Here is a 17408-nt window from a genome sequence, read left to right as displayed (position 1 = left end):
TGGACACCACTTTGTCTAATTCGTCAGATTCTGACCAGACGGTTCAGGCTGTACGCTTACCTTCAAACGCCTCTGGCGACATCTTCTCTACCCGCTCGAAGTTTTCCTCAGTACCGTGCAACGCAATCGCCTCCAGCGCTGGTTTTAACGAATCGGGCAAGGTAGACCAGTCAGAAAGGGCAACGCCACGCATATAGCCAAAGCACCACTCCTCAACAATCGTCAGCTCGCTGCCATCGACTTCTCGCAAGCCAAATAACGGCTCAAACTGATCCGGGAATTCGTTCAGACGCTCTGCGGTATCGGCCATATGTTGAAAAGCCAGGTTCATAAAGCGCGTCATCTCTTTCTCTGACGCCCAGCGCGGCACATAGTCAGCCCCACCCCACACGGCAACCAGCCACTGTTCCGGTTCAATCTCTTGCGGAGAACTCAACACCGCCGTCAACAAACCGTCCAGCTCTGCCACATCAAGGATGGCGTGATCAGTGTTGTATTTGGTCAGAATATCGTCCAGCCATTCCAACTCACTTTCGTTTAACGGTCCCGTTTTCATACGCTTTTCCTTGTGGATCTCAACTCGCCAGCACCTATCTTACATGCCGGTCCGTATCAGAGATACTTTTTGGGTGGCTTAGCCAGTGATTAAAATTTAAGGAGGGTGTAACGACAAGTTACAAATACAAAAAAACCACCCGAAGGTGGTTTCACGACATTGCATATTGCTTTGATTTTATTCTTATCTTCCCCATGGTACCCGGAGCGGGACTTGAACCCGCACAGCGCGAACGCCGAGGGATTTTAAATCCCTTGTGTCTACCGATTCCACCATCCGGGCTCGGGAAGAAAGTGGAGGCGCGTTCCGGAGTCGAACCGGACTAGACGGATTTGCAATCCGCTACATAACCGCTTTGTTAACGCGCCAAATTCTTCAAGCCGTTCAGCCAGACATCCGCTTGAGGCCGATGTCTTTTAAACTGGAGCGGGAAACGAGACTCGAACTCGCGACCCCGACCTTGGCAAGGTCGTGCTCTACCAACTGAGCTATTCCCGCATTTATCAAGCAACCAGTTAATCACTTGATTTTATTATCGTCTGGCAATCAGTGCCGCCGTTCGATGCGTTGCATTCTACTTACCTGGCGCGATGAGTCAACGATATTTTTCATCACCTTTGATCGTTTGCTGAAAATTGCGCCGAAACGATCACTGTTCAAGCAAATCTGCACGCGCAGCGCTCAAATATTGCAACATTGACCACAAGGTCAATACCGCAGCCACAAAGAAAAGGGCAATACCGGCGTACTCAACCCACATGTTCGGACGCCACAGCAGCCAGGCCAACGCCACCATCTGGGCAGTGGTTTTCACTTTCCCAATCCAGGAGACAGCCACGCTACTGCGTTTACCCAACTCTGCCATCCATTCGCGCAGGGCAGAAATAATAATTTCACGGGCGATCATCGTTGCCGCCGGTAAGGTCACCCACCAGCTGTGATAATGCTCTGTTACCAACACCATGGCGATAGCCACGAGGACTTTATCTGCTACAGGGTCAAGGAAAGCACCAAACCGGGTACTCTGGTTCCAGCGACGTGCCAGAAAACCATCGAACCAGTCAGTTACCGCCGCGACGCAGAAAATGAGCGCGGCGGCAAACGGCGACCAGGTGACAGGCAGATAAAAGACCAATACAAAGAATGGGATAAGGATGACACGGAACAGTGTAAGCAACGTAGGGATATTAAATTGCATAATGACGGGTAACTATCTGTTGTCAGTAAGATTACCCCTATGTTGCTACAGAGACATCAATGTTTCAACGACCAGAAGATCTTTTCTGCCAGACCTTGCGAAATACCCGGCACTTTTGCAATTTCCTCGACGCTGGCGTTACGTAAACCTTGCAAACCGCCCATATATTTCAACAACATTTGCCGACGTTTTGGCCCGACGCCTTCAATGGTTTCCAGGGAGCTGGTATTTTTGACCTTCGCCCGTTTTTTGCGGTGCCCGCCAATCGCGTGATCGTGTGATTCATCGCGAATATGCTGGATAACATGCAGCGCGGGAGAATCTGGTGGCAGACTGAATCCCTCACCTTCCGGTTCAAAAAACAGCGTTTCCAGCCCAGCCTTACGATCGGCACCTTTGGCTACGCCAAGTAACAACGGATGGTTTTTATCCCATGAAACATCCAGCTCGGCGAAGACATTTTTCGCCTGCGCAAGCTGCCCTTTGCCGCCGTCGATAAGGATAACGTCCGGGATCTTACTCTCGTCGATGGCTTTACCATAACGCCGACGCAGCACCTGATTCATCGCCGCATAATCATCGCCAGGCGTGATGCCAGTAATGTTATAGCGCCGATACTCCGCACGCAGCGGGCCGTTAGCATCAAACACTACACAGGAAGCAACGGTTTGTTCACCCATAGTATGGCTGATGTCAAAGCACTCCATCCGCTTCACTTCCGGTAATTTCAGCACGCTGGCAAGCGCGGTCAGCCGCTGGTGAACGGTAGATTGCTGCGAAAGCTTGCTGGTTAAGGCCGTCGCCGCATTGGTGCGCGCGAGTTTCAGGTAACGCGCCCTGTCGCCGCGAGGTTTGGTTTGAACATTAATCTTGCGTCCCGCCAGTTCTGAAAGGGAGTCGGCGAGCAGCGTTTTATCGCTAAGATTAAAATCGAGCAGGATCTCACCCGGTAAGGTGCGCATCTGGCTGCCTTGTAAATAGAACTGACCTACGAAAGTTTCTACCACCTCGCTCAGTTCCGTACCGCCAGGCACTTTCGGGAAATAGCTGCGGCTACCGAGTACTTTGCCCTGGCGAATGAATAATACGTGGACACAAGCCATGCCCGCATCGAACGCCACGCCAATCACGTCAAGGTCGTCGCCGGTATTGGAGACAAACTGTTTTTCGGTGACGCGTCGCACCGCCTGAATTTGGTCGCGAATACGTGCCGCTTCTTCAAACTCCAGATTCCGACTGGCAGTTTCCATACGGCTAATAAGCTGCGTAAGCACCTGATCATCTTTGCCAGACAAAAACAGGCGCACATACTCGACCTGCTGAGCGTATTCTTCTTCACTCACCAGCCCTTCAACGCACGGCCCCAGACAGCGCCCTATCTGATATTGCAGACACGGACGCGAGCGATTGCGGTAAACACTATTTTCGCACTGGCGAATGGGGAATATCTTTTGCAGTAGCGCCAGTGTTTCACGTACGGCATAGCCATTCGGGAACGGGCCGAAATATTCACCTTTGGCATGCTTTGCACCACGATGCATCGCCAGACGCGGATGGGTATCGCCACTCAGGAAGATAAAAGGATAAGATTTATCATCGCGTAGTAACACGTTGTAACGCGGCTGATAAAGTTTGATGTAGTTATGTTCCAGCAACAGCGCTTCGGTTTCCGTATGAGTAACCGTTACATCAATTTGCTGGATCTGGGCAACCAGGGCTTCGGTTTTGCGCGAAGCGAGGTTGCTACGGAAATAGCTGGAAAGCCGTTTTTTCAGATCTTTCGCTTTGCCGACATAGATAACCGTACCACCAGCATCGTACATGCGATAAACGCCTGGCTGGCTGGTTACGGTTTTTAAAAACGCTTTTGCGTCAAACTGATCACTCACTGACTTGATAATGTCTCCGCATTACACAGACCATGGCGAATTGCCAGATGAGTCAGCTCAACATCGCCATGAATGTTTAGTTTACTGAACATACGATAGCGGTAGCTGTTCACCGTTTTCGGACTGAGATTGAGCTGTTCTGAGATCTCATTGACCTTCTGGCCCTTGGTGATCATCAGCATAATCTGCAATTCACGTTCAGACAAACTGGCAAATGGGCTTTCTGTTTTTTCTGGTTCAATCTGGCTTAACGCCATTTGTTGAGCGATGTCAGAAGCAATGTAACGCTGCCCTGAATAGACAGAACGAATCGCACTCACAACTTCCTGAGGAGCCGCGCCTTTGCTGAGGTAGCCCGCAGCACCGGCCTGCATGACTTTCGCTGGTAAAGGGTTTTCTGTATGGACCGTAAGCATGATGATTTTGACATCAGCTGTGGAACGCGCGATTTTACGCGTCGCCTCAAGACCGCCAATGCCCGGCATACTCATGTCCATTAGCACCACGTCAACGGCATTTGCCCGGCACCACTTAACGGCGTCTTCACCGCACGATGCCTCACCGACGACTTTTATACCCTTTATATCTTCCAGAATGCGTCGTATCCCTGCGCGCACCAGTTCATGGTCATCAACAAGTAGAACGTTGATCAAAGGAATATCTCCAGAAATAGGGATAACGCTACTGATAGTTAGTCATTCGTATATTAGCGGTTTTTATTGCAATTTTGAAACGTTAAAAATGGTGGGTATTCGATTTTTCTCTCATTTTTGTAAATTCGATTGTCCACAGTTATGGTCACGCCCGTCACCAACGGCTTACTGGATCGTTTCACAGTAACCCCTGCGACGAAATGTGACAAAAATTGACTTTATTCAGCAAAAATGAAAATCAGCCCGCTGAATATGTAACATTAATTAACCCGAACAATACGGGCAAAAAACATTCATGATAAAAATATTTATTAGCAATTATATTAATGTAATTTATAGCACTGTTGATATCACGCTCAAAAAACAACCACTGCTATTTTTAGCAAAGCTTATGGTATACTCCGCCGCCTTAACATTTTTCACCGCAAATTTTCATTGCAACATGACGAGGAAAATAAATGAGTACGCCTGATTTTTCTACTGCCGAGAATAATCAAGAACTGGCAAATGAAGTCTCCTGCCTGAAAGCAATGCTGACGCTGATGCTGCAAGCGATGGGACAAGCTGACGCGGGCCGCGTGATGTTAAAGATGGAAAAACAGCTTGCGCTGATCGAAGACGAAACCCAGGCTGCAGTATTTTCCAAAACGGTTAAGCAAATTAAACAAGCCTACCGTCAGTAATATAAAACCGGCTGAGAGCGTTCCTTTCAGCCGGTTTTTGCATCTGGCACCAGAACAGAAAAGAGCTCAAATTAAGCCAGTAGCGGCCGCGTAACAGGCCACCTGCGTCTTATTAGGTGCATTGATTTTTTTCTGCATGTTTTTCTGATGGAAATTGACCGTATTCTCAGAGATTGACAGAATCATCGCTATCTCTGCTGATGTCTTACCTTCTGCCGTCCATTTCAGAATTTCTTTTTCTCGCTTGCTGAAATTCATCTCTGGCGTCAGCACTATTTCATCATTTAAACGCATCAGAGCCAGCAGACTTTCGCGCACCAGTAACTGCATTTTTAATTGCAGTTCATCACTAAGAATGGGTATTTCGCGCGTGCTGCAACGGGAAAAGGACAAAAAGCCCAGCGCCCGGTTTGGCAGCATTAAATACTGAGTGACACCACGGCGTAAACCATGCGCGCGCGCGGCTTCCCATAACGGCTGTGCCTGGCTGAATAAGTCATCATTCCACATTAAATGGCCCTGACTGAAGTTTTCAGGGTTCAGCACCGGATCAATTGCGAGAAAGTTTTTTGCCTGATAATAACTCACCCACGACTCAGGGTAATTGGTGTAGAAAGCCACTTTAGGTCGCGTGAATGGCACCGGGTGGCGAACACATAACGAATAGTAATCGTACTCCAGCTGCTGAGCCTGAGACTCTATTTCATGGTAGACCTCTTCTGCGGCCTCCATCCTCTGAAAACGCAACAGCATCGTGCGACGCCAGCTGAAAAAATCCGTATCCTGCATAGTAAACCACAACGCCCCTGAGAGTTAGTATCATTCATAATGATAATTCAAACTATCACATAAATAAGATTTATATATAATTTATATTATTCAGGTAATGAATTACTTTTGCAAGCTATCGCATTCTCTTATGTTATTAATGAGTTATGCTGTTTTGTTAAGCCATTTTATCACGCTTAAAAGGGTGTATCGCCCCGACGAGTGAATCATAGGGGCTGATTTTTTCTTATTATTGCAGCAGAAACTTCTCGAGGAACTGGCGGGTGCGAGGCTGCTGAGGATCGGCAAATAACGCTTTTGCGGCCCCCTGCTCGACTACCCGCCCCTGGTCCATAAAGATTGCCCTGTCCGCAACATCTCGGGCAAAGCTCATTTCGTGCGTCACAATCACCATCGTACGCTTTTCCTGCGCCAGCTGGCGGATGGTGTTCAGGACTTCGCCCACCAGCTCCGGATCCAGCGCCGACGTTGGCTCGTCAAACAAAATCACTTCAGGACGCATTGCCAGCGCACGCGCAATTGCTACTCGCTGCTGTTGACCGCCAGACAAACGACGTGGATAGCTGGTTTCTTTACCTGCCAGCCCAACTTTCGCCAGCAGCTCTCGAGCGCGCACCGTGGCCTCTTCTTTTGATTCGCCTTTGACGATCACCGGCCCTTCAATAATGTTTTCCAGCACCGTGCGATGCGGAAACAAATTAAAGTTCTGGAAGACAAACCCGACGTGCTGACGCAACTGGCGAATCAGCGACTTTTGCTGACTTAATGAACGTGCGGTATCAATGGTGATATCGCCAACGGTGATGGTTCCCGCTTCCGGCTGTTCCAGCAGATTTATGCTGCGTAGCAACGTGGTTTTACCGGAACCGCTCGGACCGATAATAGCCACTACTTCGCCAGGCTTTACCTCGAGGTCGATACCGTGCAGCACCGTCTGACCGTGGAATTTTTTCACCAGGTTCTTAACTTCAATGGCACTCATTTTGGTTCTCTCTCCTGGCGATTAAGTTGATTCTCAAAATGGTTCTGCAACGTCGATAACACTGTCGCCATGATCCAGTAGATGAGCGAAGCCGCCAGATACATGGTAAACACTTCCAGCGTACGCGAGGTAATCAACTGCGCCTGACGGAACAGCTCCGGCACCTGGATTGTCGCGGCCAGCGATGTATCTTTTACCAGGCTGATAAAGCTGTTCGACAGCGGCGGCAACGCCACCCGCGCCGCCTGTGGCAAAATCGCGCGACGCATGGTCTGCCATGGTGTCATACCAATACTGGCAGCAGCTTCCCACTGACCTTTATCAATAGAAGAAATGGCGGCACGCAGCGTTTCGGCTGCATAGGCGGCAGTGTTCAGCGACAGACCAATCATCGCTGACGGAATGGGATCTAATTCGATGCCAAACTGCGGCAGGCCATAGTAGATCATAAACAGTTGTGCAATGAGCGGCGTACCACGAAAAATAGAGATATAAAAACGCGCCAGCCAGCGCACGGGCCAGATTGGCGACAGGCGCATCAGCGCGAGAATAAACCCTAGCAGTAAGCCAAAAAACATGCCGCCGATGCTGAGTTGCAGCGTATACCCTGCCCCTTTCAGCAGGAACGGCAAGGAATCAATAACCAGTTGTATACTTTCTTGCATGAGCGTTTCCGGAGCTAAACGTGGGGATGATAGGCGAACAGCGCTGGCGCGCCGCCGGTATGAATAAACAGAATCGGCCCTTCATCTTTGAAGCGTTTCTGACTGATACCGTCAATCAGCCCCGCCATCGCTTTTCCGGTATACACAGGATCAAGCAGAATGCCTTCCAGCCGCGCCAGCAATTTCACTGCTTCCGTACCTTCGTCGTTCGGCACGCCGTAGCCAGGTGCAAAATAGTCATCCCAGAGTAAAATTTCCGCTGATGCAGTCAGCTCCAGTTCTTTCGCGATCGCCTGTTGTAGATTAACCACTTTCGGCAATTGATCGGCAACGGAACGCGACACTGTCACGCCAATCAGTTCACTTTCAGGCATGAGGTGTTCCAGCCCAACAGCCAGGCCGGCGTGAGTTCCGGCACTGCCCGATGCGACCACCACCGACGAAATATTAACCGCGCCTTCACACTGTTGGGCGATTTCCAGCGCACTCTCCACATACCCCAGCGCACCTAAAGCATTAGAACCGCCAACCGGAACTACATACGGGCGAAAGCCTTGTGCTTCGACTCGTGTCGCCAGTTCTTCCAGTTGAGCATTGGGGTCGGTCAGTGCATCGCACATTTCAATCTGGGTATTGAACAGATCCAGCAACAAACGATTGCCGTTGGTTAAATAGTTTTCTGCGGTTGTGCCAACAGGATTTTCCAGCAGCGCCACACAGTGCAGACCGAGTTTCGCAGCGACTGCGGCAGTCTGGCGCACGTGGTTAGACTGGATCGCCCCGGCAGTAATCAGGGTATCGGCACCTTCGCGCAGGGCATCTGCTGCGAGAAATTCCAGCTTCCGTAATTTATTGCCGCCCATTGCCATGGGAGTGACATCATCCCGTTTGATGAAAATTTCCCGTCCAAGATAATCAGAAAACCGCGGCAGATATTCGAGCAGTGTTGGCGCGCCGATAAACTCCAGCCGTGGAAAACGGGATAAATTATGCAGTGGCATCACATCCTCCGATGTGTGTTGTTGTGATTTTCTTATTATGCACGCTGAAGACGCTTAAATAAAAAAGGCGCTAATGAAAGCGCCCTTTTTTGTCATTATGCTGATTATTTGGTCACATCAGCACCAAACCATTTTTCAGAAAGGGCTTGCAGAGTGCCGTCTTTTTGCATTTCCGCAATTGCATCATTCACCGCTTTCAGCAAGTCTTCGTTTCCTTTACGCAGCGCCACGCCAGACTCCTGACGGGAGAAGGCTTCACCGGTTACTGCCAGCGTATCGTTAGTTTTCTTCACCAGGTCCAGCGCCGCCAGACGATCAACGAGGATCGCATCGATACGGCCTACGCGCAGATCCTGATATTTGGTCGGGTCATCATCATAAGTACGCACATCGACGCCCTGAACATTCTGACCCAGCCACTCTTCATAGTTGGTGCCCAGACCAACACCCACTTTTTTGCCTTTCAGATCATCTGCCGTTTTAATGGTGCCTTCATTGCCTTTTTTTACCAGCGCCTGAATACCGGAAATGGTGTACGGGGTTGAGAAATCGTATTTTTTCTTGCGCTCGTCAGAAATGGTGACCTGGTTAATCACCACATCAATGCGTTTAGAGTCCAGCGACGCCAGCATACCGTCCCATTTGGTCGGTTTTAATGACGCCTCAACGCCAAGATGTTTTGCCAGCTGTTGGGCAAACTCTACTTCAAAACCGGTTAATTTGCCGTCATCCCCCTGAAAACTGAACGGAGGATAAGTTCCTTCCAGCCCTACCAACAGCGTGCCGCGCTCTTTGACTTTATTAAGCAGACCTTCATCTGCAAAACTTTTAACACTCATGCCCGCAACCAGCGCCACGGCCATCACACCCATCAATGCCTGACGTCCCAGATGTGCTAATTTCATATTCACCCCGAATGTTGTTATGTCTGTTTGCAGTGTAGAGCCATTGTTCGTAAACACAAAAACAACTCCGCTACATCTTATTCTTATTTAATATATATCAGAAGCAGGCAGGAGGATTTCTGCACAAGTCCGGCACACGTTTGACGCTGATGTAACGCGATGCGGTAATTGTCGGTGCTGGTGGTGGGCAGCTAAGGGGCGAGAGTTTCGTCAAGGAAATACGGTACAGGAGCCGTTGCGCCGGATTCTCGACAATGAAAGCAAGATAAAGCAGTTATTACAGATTCGGATGGATGAACTGGCGAGACTGGTCGGTCAGTCATCGATGCAAAAATCGGTGTTAAATGCCTATGGCGATCAGGGCTGCTTTGTGCTGGCTCCGCAGAATAACCTATTTTGAATCTTAACGAGCTGATGGTTCGCGAATAATCCGATTACGGCTACGCTTCTAATGTTCCCCTTGAATGGAGTCGAAGAATGCGTAATCCCACGCTGTTACAATGTTTTCACTGGTATTACCCGGAAGGCGGTAAGCTCTGGCCTGAACTGGCCGAGCGCGCCGACGGTTTTAATGATATTGGTATCAATATGGTCTGGTTGCCGCCCGCCTATAAAGGCGCATCGGGCGGGTATTCGGTCGGCTACGACTCCTATGATTTATTTGATTTAGGCGAGTTTGATCAGAAAGGCAGCATCCCTACTAAATATGGCGATAAAGCACAACTACTGGCTGCCATTGACGCACTGAAACGTAATGACATTGCGGTGTTACTGGACGTGGTAGTCAACCACAAAATGGGCGCGGATGAAAAAGAAGCTATTCGCGTGCAGCGTGTAAATGCTGACGACCGTACGCAAATTGATGAAAAAATCATTGAGTGCGAAGGCTGGACGCGTTACACCTTCCCCGCCCGTGCCGGGCAACACTCACAGTTTATCTGGGATTTCAAGTGTTTTAGTGGTATCGACCATATCGAAAACCCTGATGAAGATGGCATATTTAAAATTGTTAACGACTACACCGGCGAAGGCTGGAACGATCAGGTTGATGATGAACTAGGTAATTTTGACTACTTGATGGGCGAGAATATCGATTTTCGCAATCATGCCGTGACGGAAGAAATTAAATACTGGGCGCGCTGGGTGATGGAACAAACGCAATGCGACGGTTTTCGTCTTGATGCGGTCAAACACATTCCGGCCTGGTTTTATAAAGAGTGGATCGAACACGTACAAGAAGTTGCATCAAAGCCGCTGTTTATTGTGGCAGAATACTGGTCGCACGAAGTTGATAAACTGCAAACGTATATTGATCAGGTGGAAGGCAAAACCATGCTGTTTGATGCGCCGCTGCAGATGAAATTCCATGAAGCATCGCGTATGGGTCGCGACTACAATATGACGCAGATCTTCACTGGTACGCTGGTGGAAGCCGATCCTTTCCACGCCGTAACCCTCGTCGCTAACCACGACACCCAACCATTGCAAGCCCTCGAAGCACCGGTAGAACCGTGGTTTAAACCACTGGCGTATGCCCTAATTTTGTTGCGGGAAAATGGCGTTCCTTCGGTATTCTATCCTGACCTCTATGGCGCACATTACGAAGATGTCGGCGGTGACGGGCAAACCTATCCAATAGATATGCCGATAATCGAACAGCTTGATGAGTTAATTCTCGCCCGTCAGCGTTTCGCCCACGGTGTACAGACGTTATTTTTCGACCATCCGAACTGCATTGCCTTTAGCCGCAGTGGCACCGACGAATATCCCGGCTGCGTAGTGGTCATGTCGAACGGGGATGATGGCGAAAAAACTATTCATCTGGGTGAGAATTACGGCAATAAAACCTGGCGTGATTTTCTGGGGAACCGGCAGGAGAGCGTGGTAACAGACGAAAACGGCAAAGCGACCTTCTTTTGCAACGGAAGCAGCGTCAGCGTGTGGGTTATCGAAGAAGTCATTTAAACCGATTGCTGCTCTTACACACATCGTTACTGCGGACCCGTTCAGGTGCAGGCCCGATAAGCTTGCGCATCGGGCGCTTTTTTTGACATAAAAACGCCCAACTCGAGGGAGATTTCATTACGGCAGCGGCGTCGGTAACGGCGCTTTATCCAGCGCGGCGGCACACTCTACCGTAGGGCGATCCACACGTTCCATCGTCATACCATCGTACTCAATGGTGTTAACGTCACGCTCAACCTCGTACAGCTCACGTTTTACGGTAACGTTGGTGAGATCATCAGACATCAATGTCAACTTACCCGGCACTGCAATCACCCGCTGCCACTGACGGCAATCCAGGGTATCGCCCTCTTTAGTGACAATGAGGCTGCCTATCGCTTCCGGGCTGACCAGCGCACGTTGCGGCCCTTTGGTCTGCCAGTAGCCCGCCAACCAGTCCGGCGCGGAGGTTTTCACGACATTGTTATAGTTTTCGACTTCGGCACAGCCCGCCAGCAACATGAGCGTGCCTGCAATTGCGAGTTTTTTCATCATTCGTCCTGCATGAGAAGAAAAGAGAATTGTGGCATTAAAGCCCTGATGTCGCCAGCCTTTCCAGGTTCAGACAGAAATTTGTTCTAACTATTATTTTTGTGAATTATTACCCCGAAAATAAATTTGTATGGGTATGATTCGCGACTCTTGTTTCAAACCTTCTGAGTTCAGAGGCTACATTCATGTCATGGCAGCAATTCAAACACGCCTGGTTGATTAAATCCTGGGCGCCCCTCCCTGCGGTCATCGCGGTATTTATTTTTCAATGTATTAAGACTCTTCAACAACGCCATTAAGCCACAATAATCTACTTTATTTTTGTCCCATTATTGCCACCGAAAAATTCTAAAACTTCTCAACTGAATTAGTTCTGGTCAGAAGCCATTCAATACTCACATTATCGGAATATTAACCAGCTAACCGCAGCACGTTGCTCGTTGCATACGACAAGCTGCGGTTACGCTGACATATTCACCACATGGTGATAGTCCTTTGCCAGGTAAAATTTTTACTTTTCTTCTTCTGAAAAGAACAATTACACACTTTTTAAATAAGTGCTATTTAATATAATCTCATGATTTTATTATTTATAACCAATTTTTAAAACCATCATTATCAAAATTGTAAAGAGCCCTTATTATAGGTCAAGTCCGGAACAAATATATGCTCCTGCAAGGGCAAATCTTGATCTCTTCCTTGAACAAGAGTATTCATTGCCTTCAGATCTCCATATAATGCTGTGGAATGATGAGGAGACAGCAAAGCATCGACTTTTGATTTCTCATATCCTTTATCTGCTCTGAATTCACCAATTTGTACTTTTAATGAATAAACAAAAAAAAGCCCCCTGATATACTCATCCCTATCCTCTGTTGTCATTCCTTCTCTCAGAACTCCCTTCACCTCATCAGTACCTACATTCAGGACCTCAAACACACTTTCTCTTTTATCCATTAAACCACTTATAAAATCTCTTAGCTCCGGGTAAATGTCATCACGTTCATCATTATTTCTGGCATTTGAATATGCTGCGAACATAACATCCAACTTTGTCTGTAATTCAGGAGTGAGTAAATGATTGTGATTTAGTTCACTTACTGCCTCAGGAACAGAGGGCTGTCCATTACCCGATACATACATCCATGAATAAAGGTTCGCTGACAGATTATTTGTCGGTAACATATAGCGCCTCCATAACAACCAGAATAATCCCATTATATACAACACATCATCATAATATGCCACCTCATATTATTCAAGTTCGGACAGAATACATACGCACTGGTAGTGCATCCAATTAGTAGAGCATGTTTAAACGGCGCGAGCAGCGCCAGAAGTTCGCAGCAGGTTGCATCCGTACCTGGGCTAAACGTATAAGCCAGAATACCGCCTGTTTTGGTGTTGTATGCGTACCAGAGCCTGTGCTGCCGGCTTGCGGGCTTCACAGGTGTAGATGAGCAGACACACGCGATGGCAGTCTCGACAGCGAAACCGGTCACGGCCTTTAGGGTTCTGACCATGACGGTAGACCTGAGCAGACCGACAACGGGGATAATGAACAGTAACGCTGGCCATAAGAAAACCTCAAAAGCGGCTATATACTCTAAATAATTCGAGTCGCAGCACATGCAACTTGAAGTATGACGAGTATACATCAATTCAACTAATTAGAGGCATTACCATCGTTTTTATGGCAATTGCCAATGTTCATTTTGATGAATATCTATTGGTCAGAAAAAATTTATTGATCAGTTCTAAATCGATTAAGCCGGAATCTCTCGATGATATCCTTGGCGATATTCTGAAAAAAGAGACAACGATGACTACGTTTTTAAATATGCCAACGTTATCATTGAGCCGGACCGAATCGAGTATGTTGCGAATGTGGATGGCAGGTCAAGGAACCATTCAAATCTCCGACCAAATAAATATCAAAGCCAAGACCGTTTCATCGCATAAAGGTAATATTAAACGTAAGATCAAAACGAATAATAAACAGGTTATTTACCATGTCGTTCGACTGACGGATAATGTGACTAATGGTATTTTTGTCAACATGCGCTAACATATTCTGGCTGGTGGTTTCCCACCAGTCAGACTGAATAAGATTACTCTGCTTTCTCCACAAAGATACCGTCCTGATGCCCTGCTTCATTAAAGAACCAGATGCCGAGCGGGTAGTCTTCCAGCGAAACCAGGTACATTGTGCCTTCACTAAACTCCTCAACTGCCAGTACCACGCCAGGACGACGCGGACCGCCATCCGTTTTGACTGTTACCCGATCATTCACCTTCATCGTTTTCCTCCTGTGGCTTTGTGCCAGTTTAGAACAATTTCGTTTTTCTGGCAGCGCCAGGCACGCGCGAGTGCCGATTTTCTCGACGGTCTATACTTAAGAGATGCCAGACGGACTTAACGACTGGCAGCAACAACAAAGTAACGGTTGCGAGGAAAGATGATGAAAACCGCAAAAGAGTACAGCGATACCGCAAAACGTGAGGTCAGCGTCGATGTCGATGCCCTGCTGGCGGCGATCAATGAAATTAGCGAAAGCGAAGTTCATCGCAGCCAGAACGATTCAGAACACGTTAGCGTCGATGGACGTGAATATCATACATGGCGTGAATTGGCAGATGCTTTCGAACTGGATATTCATGACTTTAGCGTTTCTGAAGTGAATCGTTGAATGCACAAAAAAAACCCGACCCTGAGGGGGTCGGGATGAAACTTGCTTAAGCAAGAAGCACTTAAAAAATTCGTTACACCAGGAAATCTGATGTGTTCACCACCATATCCGCAATTTTTTTCGCTGACAAGAAAATATTCGCGATATGAATCATTAACGTGACTTATGAATAAAAATGTGATGCGTGTCACACCTTGATAGCTCTGGCGTCAACGGGATCGCTCCCGAAAAAATCATCTTTGATTATTTGTGCTGTTTTAAGAAATATCCTGGTAAGGGGAGTACTGCGCGACCATGCTTTCAATTCAACAACTACTACTGGTTTTTAGCGATCTTGATGGCACCCTGCTGGACAGTCACAGTTATGACTGGCAGCCGGCAGCCCCCTGGCTAACCCGTCTACGCGAAGCGAATGTTCCCGTCATTCTGTGTAGCAGTAAAACATCAGCGGAAATGCTGTACTTGCAAAAAACGTTGGGTCTACAAGGCTTACCACTGATCGCAGAGAATGGCGCTGTGATCCAGCTTGCTGAGCTATGGCAAGATATAAACGGTTTTCCACGCATCATCTCAGGTATTACCCATGGGGAAATCAGCCAGGTTTTAAATACGCTACGCGAGAAAGAACATTTTAAATTCACGACTTTTGATGATGTCGACGATGCAACCATCGCCGAATGGACGGGATTAAGCCGTAGCCAAGCGGCGCTGACGCAGCGGCATGAGGCGTCGGTAACGTTAATCTGGCGCGACAGTGACGAGCGTATGGCACAATTTACCGCTCGTCTGAACGAGCTGGGCTTGCAGTTTATGCAGGGTGCACGCTTCTGGCACGTACTGGATGCTTCTGCCGGAAAGGCTCAGGCCGCCAACGGGATCATCGCGACCTATCAACAATTGTCAGGCAAACGTCCAATCACACTAGGCCTGGGCGATGGGCCAAACGATGCGCCCTTACTGGAGGTAATGGATTACGCGGTAATTGTAAAAGGGCTAAACCGTGAAGGGGTGCATCTGCATCATGAGGATCCGGCCCGTGTCTGGCGAACGCAGCGTGAAGGACCGGAAGGCTGGCGTGAAGGACTGGACCATTTTTTCTCAGTCCATTAAGCGTTATCGCTCGCGAACACTCGATTGCGCCCTGCCTGTTTAGCGAGATAAAGCCGACGGTCAGCCAGTGACTGGAGTTGTTCAAAATCATAATCACCGGTTTCCTCGCTGCTGCTTACCCCCAGCGAGGCACTGATGCGTATCGTCGCACTCTTGGCGATCAACATCTCTTTTTCATTTAACTTCAGGCGAATACGTTCTGCGACCTCCGCGGCCTGCGACAGACTCGCGCCTGGCAGGATCACACAAAACTCCTCGCCACCGACCCGCCCGGCAACATCCTGAGCACGCAAGGAACTGCTAATTAACCCGGCAGCATGTGAAAGAACACGGTCGCCCGCCTGATGACCAAAGCGGTCATTAATCGCTTTAAAATGGTCAAGGTCAACCTGAATGACAGAAAAAGGATGTTGGTGTGTCTGACACAATTTAGCGAGCAGACGGGCTTTCTCGAACAGTGCGCCACGGTTATATAAACGGGTTAAGGTGTCGTGCCACGCCTGCCACTGCAACGAGCTTTGCAGAACATACATGTTGCTGACCATCCGGCGAATGACATACCAGGAGATGAGTAACATGGTGGTAAAGAGCACCCACAGCAGGGTTAATGCAATGCTGATGCTGCCGAAATCGCCGCGCACGCCTTCGCTTAGCGTATGGACGCGCACCAGCACACCGTCAAAATGATCCAGCCGTTCCCAGCTAATATAATGACTGTTCATACGAATGCCGCCCCGCGTGTCATGCTCTATTGCCTGCGCCAGCAAGGCCAGTTCACTAAGATCAAAAATATTCCCTGTCAGATAATCAGGATTGGAAGAGGTCAATATTCTCAGCTTACTGTCATAGAGTTGATATTCGCCATCAAGGTTTTTATCGATGGCGTTTCTTAAAAATTGCTGCATGGTACGCACGGGAATACTCATCCCCAGCACGCCATACCAGTAGTTATCACTGTCTACCGGAACACTGACGGTAACCTGCGGTTCGGTATTGCTGGCGTGCTCTGGCTGCGAGGTGAACCAGCGTACCGCGCGTTGACGATTTTCTCGTTGCGAATGGTTGATAAACCACGGTTGGGTGACATAGCCGTAATAACGCGTTGGGACATTGCGCGTAAACAACGTCGGCTGCGTCGAAACGTAAAATCCGGCACGCGAGACATACATAGCCTGTTCGACCATTGACGAGGAATTGTGCGCCAGTCGCAGCAAGTAACCAACTTCCAGCGCAGCGATAATTTCCTTGTCGAGGCTTTCATTTTCGCGAGACAAGAGATTCCCCTCGCTGACTAATGCATCCGAAACGCCATTGACTGGCAGGGTGCGTCGTCGGTTGATTTCGATTTGCCAGGCGTGATCGTCGCGATGCTGTTCGAACTCAGTTACAGCATTACGCAGAGAGGTGAAATCCAGTGGTGCTACGAGAGCTTCGCGCATTCCATTACGCAAAAAGATCAGTTTGTCGACGTTATACTGCAAATGCTTATCAAGCGCGTTGGCTACGTTTTCCAGATGATTACGCTGGCTGGAGATATAGGCATCTTCCAGCACCACCACTTCACGCCAGGTGAGCAAAGTGGAAAAAAGCAACACCACGATAAAGCAGAGATTGACGACATGACCAGGCCCCAGGCGGCGCGCGAGTTTTTTCAACCAGCTCTGGTTTTCCATTTTTGTCTCGTGCTGCACCCTGACGACTCCCAACTGCTTTTTTATGATTCTGGCATAGCCTGGCGATAGCGTACCGCAAAACAGCGATAATTATATAGTGGTGGCATAATAAGACAGG

General features: G+C 48.6%; 17 protein-coding genes, 3 tRNA genes and 7 pseudogenes. 9 read left to right on the top strand and 18 right to left on the bottom strand.

Features of this window, described 5'->3' with window-relative positions; genetic code table 11:
- Window positions 1–61: 61 nt before the first annotated feature.
- From yecA to uvrY, 7 genes and pseudogenes are all read right to left on the bottom strand, one after another.
- Window positions 62–556: pseudogene (gene yecA / locus A7090_RS17500) on the bottom strand (UPF0149 family protein YecA); the annotation flags it as partial.
- Between the two features lie 195 nt (window positions 557–751).
- Window positions 752–838: transfer RNA gene (locus A7090_RS17495), tRNA-Leu, on the bottom strand.
- Window positions 839–850: 12 nt separating this feature from the next.
- Window positions 851–924: transfer RNA gene (locus A7090_RS17490), tRNA-Cys, on the bottom strand.
- Window positions 925–978: 54 nt separating this feature from the next.
- Window positions 979–1054: transfer RNA gene (locus tag A7090_RS17485), tRNA-Gly, on the bottom strand.
- A gap of 151 nt (window positions 1055–1205) precedes the next feature.
- A complete protein-coding gene (pgsA, locus tag A7090_RS17480; RefSeq protein WP_105274980.1) occupies window positions 1206–1754 on the bottom strand; it encodes a CDP-diacylglycerol--glycerol-3-phosphate 3-phosphatidyltransferase in 549 nt (182 codons plus the stop codon).
- Window positions 1755–1810: 56 nt separating this feature from the next.
- Complete coding sequence (gene uvrC / locus A7090_RS17475; protein ID WP_105274979.1) at window positions 1811–3643, bottom strand: excinuclease ABC subunit UvrC; 1833 nt, start codon at window positions 3641–3643, stop codon at window positions 1811–1813.
- Window positions 3640–4296 carry a UvrY/SirA/GacA family response regulator transcription factor gene (gene uvrY, locus A7090_RS17470; protein ID WP_000611328.1) on the bottom strand — a complete coding sequence of 219 codons (657 nt, stop codon included), beginning with the start codon at window positions 4294–4296 and terminating at the stop codon, window positions 3640–3642. Before uvrY ends, uvrC begins: the two co-directional genes overlap by 4 nt.
- A 141-nt stretch (window positions 4297–4437) precedes the next feature.
- Between uvrY and A7090_RS27140 the strand changes: the two are divergent.
- The 3 genes and pseudogenes from A7090_RS27140 to yecF all read left to right on the top strand — a co-directional run.
- Window positions 4438–4509: pseudogene (locus A7090_RS27140) on the top strand (transcriptional regulator); the annotation flags it as partial.
- A gap of 82 nt (window positions 4510–4591) precedes the next feature.
- Window positions 4592–4768 (top strand): protein YecU, encoded by a 177-nt coding sequence (gene yecU / locus A7090_RS25815; RefSeq protein WP_123056965.1) that lies wholly within the window; start codon window positions 4592–4594, stop codon window positions 4766–4768.
- The gene (yecF, locus tag A7090_RS17465; protein ID WP_000106474.1) at window positions 4755–4979 is read left to right on the top strand and encodes a DUF2594 family protein YecF; all 225 of its coding nucleotides are present in this window, start codon (window positions 4755–4757) and stop codon (window positions 4977–4979) included. Before yecU ends, yecF begins: the two co-directional genes overlap by 14 nt.
- Before the next feature lie 66 nt (window positions 4980–5045).
- On the opposite strand, the gene sdiA is transcribed toward yecF, so the two are convergent.
- The 6 genes and pseudogenes from sdiA to A7090_RS17435 all read right to left on the bottom strand — a co-directional run.
- On the bottom strand, window positions 5046–5768 hold the full coding sequence (gene sdiA, locus A7090_RS17460) for a transcriptional regulator SdiA (protein WP_105274978.1): 723 nt from the start codon (window positions 5766–5768) through the stop codon (window positions 5046–5048).
- 229 nt (window positions 5769–5997) lie between these two features.
- Window positions 5998–6750 carry an L-cystine ABC transporter ATP-binding protein TcyN gene (tcyN, locus tag A7090_RS17455; RefSeq protein ID WP_105274977.1) on the bottom strand — a complete coding sequence of 251 codons (753 nt, stop codon included), beginning with the start codon at window positions 6748–6750 and terminating at the stop codon, window positions 5998–6000.
- On the bottom strand, window positions 6747–7415 hold the full coding sequence (gene tcyL / locus A7090_RS17450) for a cystine ABC transporter permease (RefSeq protein ID WP_001158220.1): 669 nt from the start codon (window positions 7413–7415) through the stop codon (window positions 6747–6749). The genes tcyN and tcyL overlap by 4 nt, the downstream gene beginning before the upstream one ends.
- A 14-nt stretch (window positions 7416–7429) precedes the next feature.
- On the bottom strand, window positions 7430–8416 hold the full coding sequence (dcyD, locus tag A7090_RS17445; protein WP_105274976.1) for a D-cysteine desulfhydrase: 987 nt from the start codon (window positions 8414–8416) through the stop codon (window positions 7430–7432).
- Between the two features lie 104 nt (window positions 8417–8520).
- Complete coding sequence (gene tcyJ / locus A7090_RS17440; RefSeq protein WP_105274975.1) at window positions 8521–9321, bottom strand: cystine ABC transporter substrate-binding protein; 801 nt, start codon at window positions 9319–9321, stop codon at window positions 8521–8523.
- 83 nt (window positions 9322–9404) lie between these two features.
- Window positions 9405–9539, bottom strand: a pseudogene (locus A7090_RS17435) (hypothetical protein); the annotation flags it as partial.
- A 2-nt stretch (window positions 9540–9541) separates the two neighbouring features.
- Between A7090_RS17435 and fliT the strand changes: the two are divergent.
- Together fliT and amyA are read left to right on the top strand one after the other, a co-directional pair.
- A pseudogene (gene fliT, locus A7090_RS17430) lies at window positions 9542–9721 on the top strand (flagellar protein FliT); the annotation flags it as partial.
- A gap of 77 nt (window positions 9722–9798) precedes the next feature.
- The gene (gene amyA / locus A7090_RS17425) at window positions 9799–11286 is read left to right on the top strand and encodes an alpha-amylase (RefSeq protein WP_105274973.1); all 1488 of its coding nucleotides are present in this window, start codon (window positions 9799–9801) and stop codon (window positions 11284–11286) included.
- 117 nt (window positions 11287–11403) lie between these two features.
- On the opposite strand, the gene yedD is transcribed toward amyA, so the two are convergent.
- Entirely contained in the window at window positions 11404–11817 is a 414-nt protein-coding gene (gene yedD, locus A7090_RS17420) for a lipoprotein YedD (RefSeq protein ID WP_105274972.1), read from the bottom strand.
- A 185-nt stretch (window positions 11818–12002) separates the two neighbouring features.
- On the opposite strand from yedD, the pseudogene A7090_RS26685 reads away from it, so the two are divergent.
- Window positions 12003–12080 (top strand): annotated as a pseudogene (locus tag A7090_RS26685) (hypothetical protein); the annotation flags it as partial.
- Between the two features lie 355 nt (window positions 12081–12435).
- Here the strand turns inward: A7090_RS26685 and A7090_RS17410 are convergent.
- Window positions 12436–13002 carry an NleF caspase inhibitor gene (locus tag A7090_RS17410; RefSeq protein WP_105274971.1) on the bottom strand — a complete coding sequence of 189 codons (567 nt, stop codon included), beginning with the start codon at window positions 13000–13002 and terminating at the stop codon, window positions 12436–12438.
- Between the two features lie 92 nt (window positions 13003–13094).
- Window positions 13095–13395: pseudogene (locus tag A7090_RS17405) on the bottom strand (IS1 family transposase); the annotation flags it as partial.
- Between the two features lie 106 nt (window positions 13396–13501).
- Here A7090_RS17405 and rcsA point away from each other — a divergent pair.
- Window positions 13502–13885 (top strand): annotated as a pseudogene (gene rcsA / locus A7090_RS17400) (transcriptional regulator RcsA); the annotation flags it as partial.
- A gap of 43 nt (window positions 13886–13928) precedes the next feature.
- Here rcsA and dsrB read toward each other — a convergent pair.
- Window positions 13929–14117 carry a protein DsrB gene (gene dsrB, locus A7090_RS17395; protein WP_000867217.1) on the bottom strand — a complete coding sequence of 63 codons (189 nt, stop codon included), beginning with the start codon at window positions 14115–14117 and terminating at the stop codon, window positions 13929–13931.
- A 162-nt stretch (window positions 14118–14279) separates the two neighbouring features.
- On the opposite strand from dsrB, the gene yodD reads away from it, so the two are divergent.
- Both yodD and A7090_RS17385 read left to right on the top strand, forming a co-directional pair.
- Window positions 14280–14507 (top strand): peroxide/acid resistance protein YodD, encoded by a 228-nt coding sequence (yodD, locus tag A7090_RS17390; RefSeq protein ID WP_000844800.1) that lies wholly within the window; start codon window positions 14280–14282, stop codon window positions 14505–14507.
- 294 nt (window positions 14508–14801) lie between these two features.
- Window positions 14802–15617 (top strand): mannosyl-3-phosphoglycerate phosphatase-related protein, encoded by an 816-nt coding sequence (locus tag A7090_RS17385; protein WP_105274969.1) that lies wholly within the window; start codon window positions 14802–14804, stop codon window positions 15615–15617.
- Here A7090_RS17385 and dgcQ read toward each other — a convergent pair.
- Window positions 15614–17308 carry a cellulose biosynthesis regulator diguanylate cyclase DgcQ gene (gene dgcQ / locus A7090_RS17380; protein WP_105274968.1) on the bottom strand — a complete coding sequence of 565 codons (1695 nt, stop codon included), beginning with the start codon at window positions 17306–17308 and terminating at the stop codon, window positions 15614–15616. The two genes, A7090_RS17385 and dgcQ, sit on opposite strands and share 4 nt — an antisense overlap.
- Window positions 17309–17408: the final 100 nt, after the last annotated feature.

Origin of the sequence: Escherichia sp. MOD1-EC7003, from assembly GCF_002965065.1 — a bacterium.
Lineage (GTDB): Bacteria > Pseudomonadota > Gammaproteobacteria > Enterobacterales > Enterobacteriaceae > Escherichia.
This window is presented reverse-complemented; position numbering and strand designations above follow the sequence as displayed.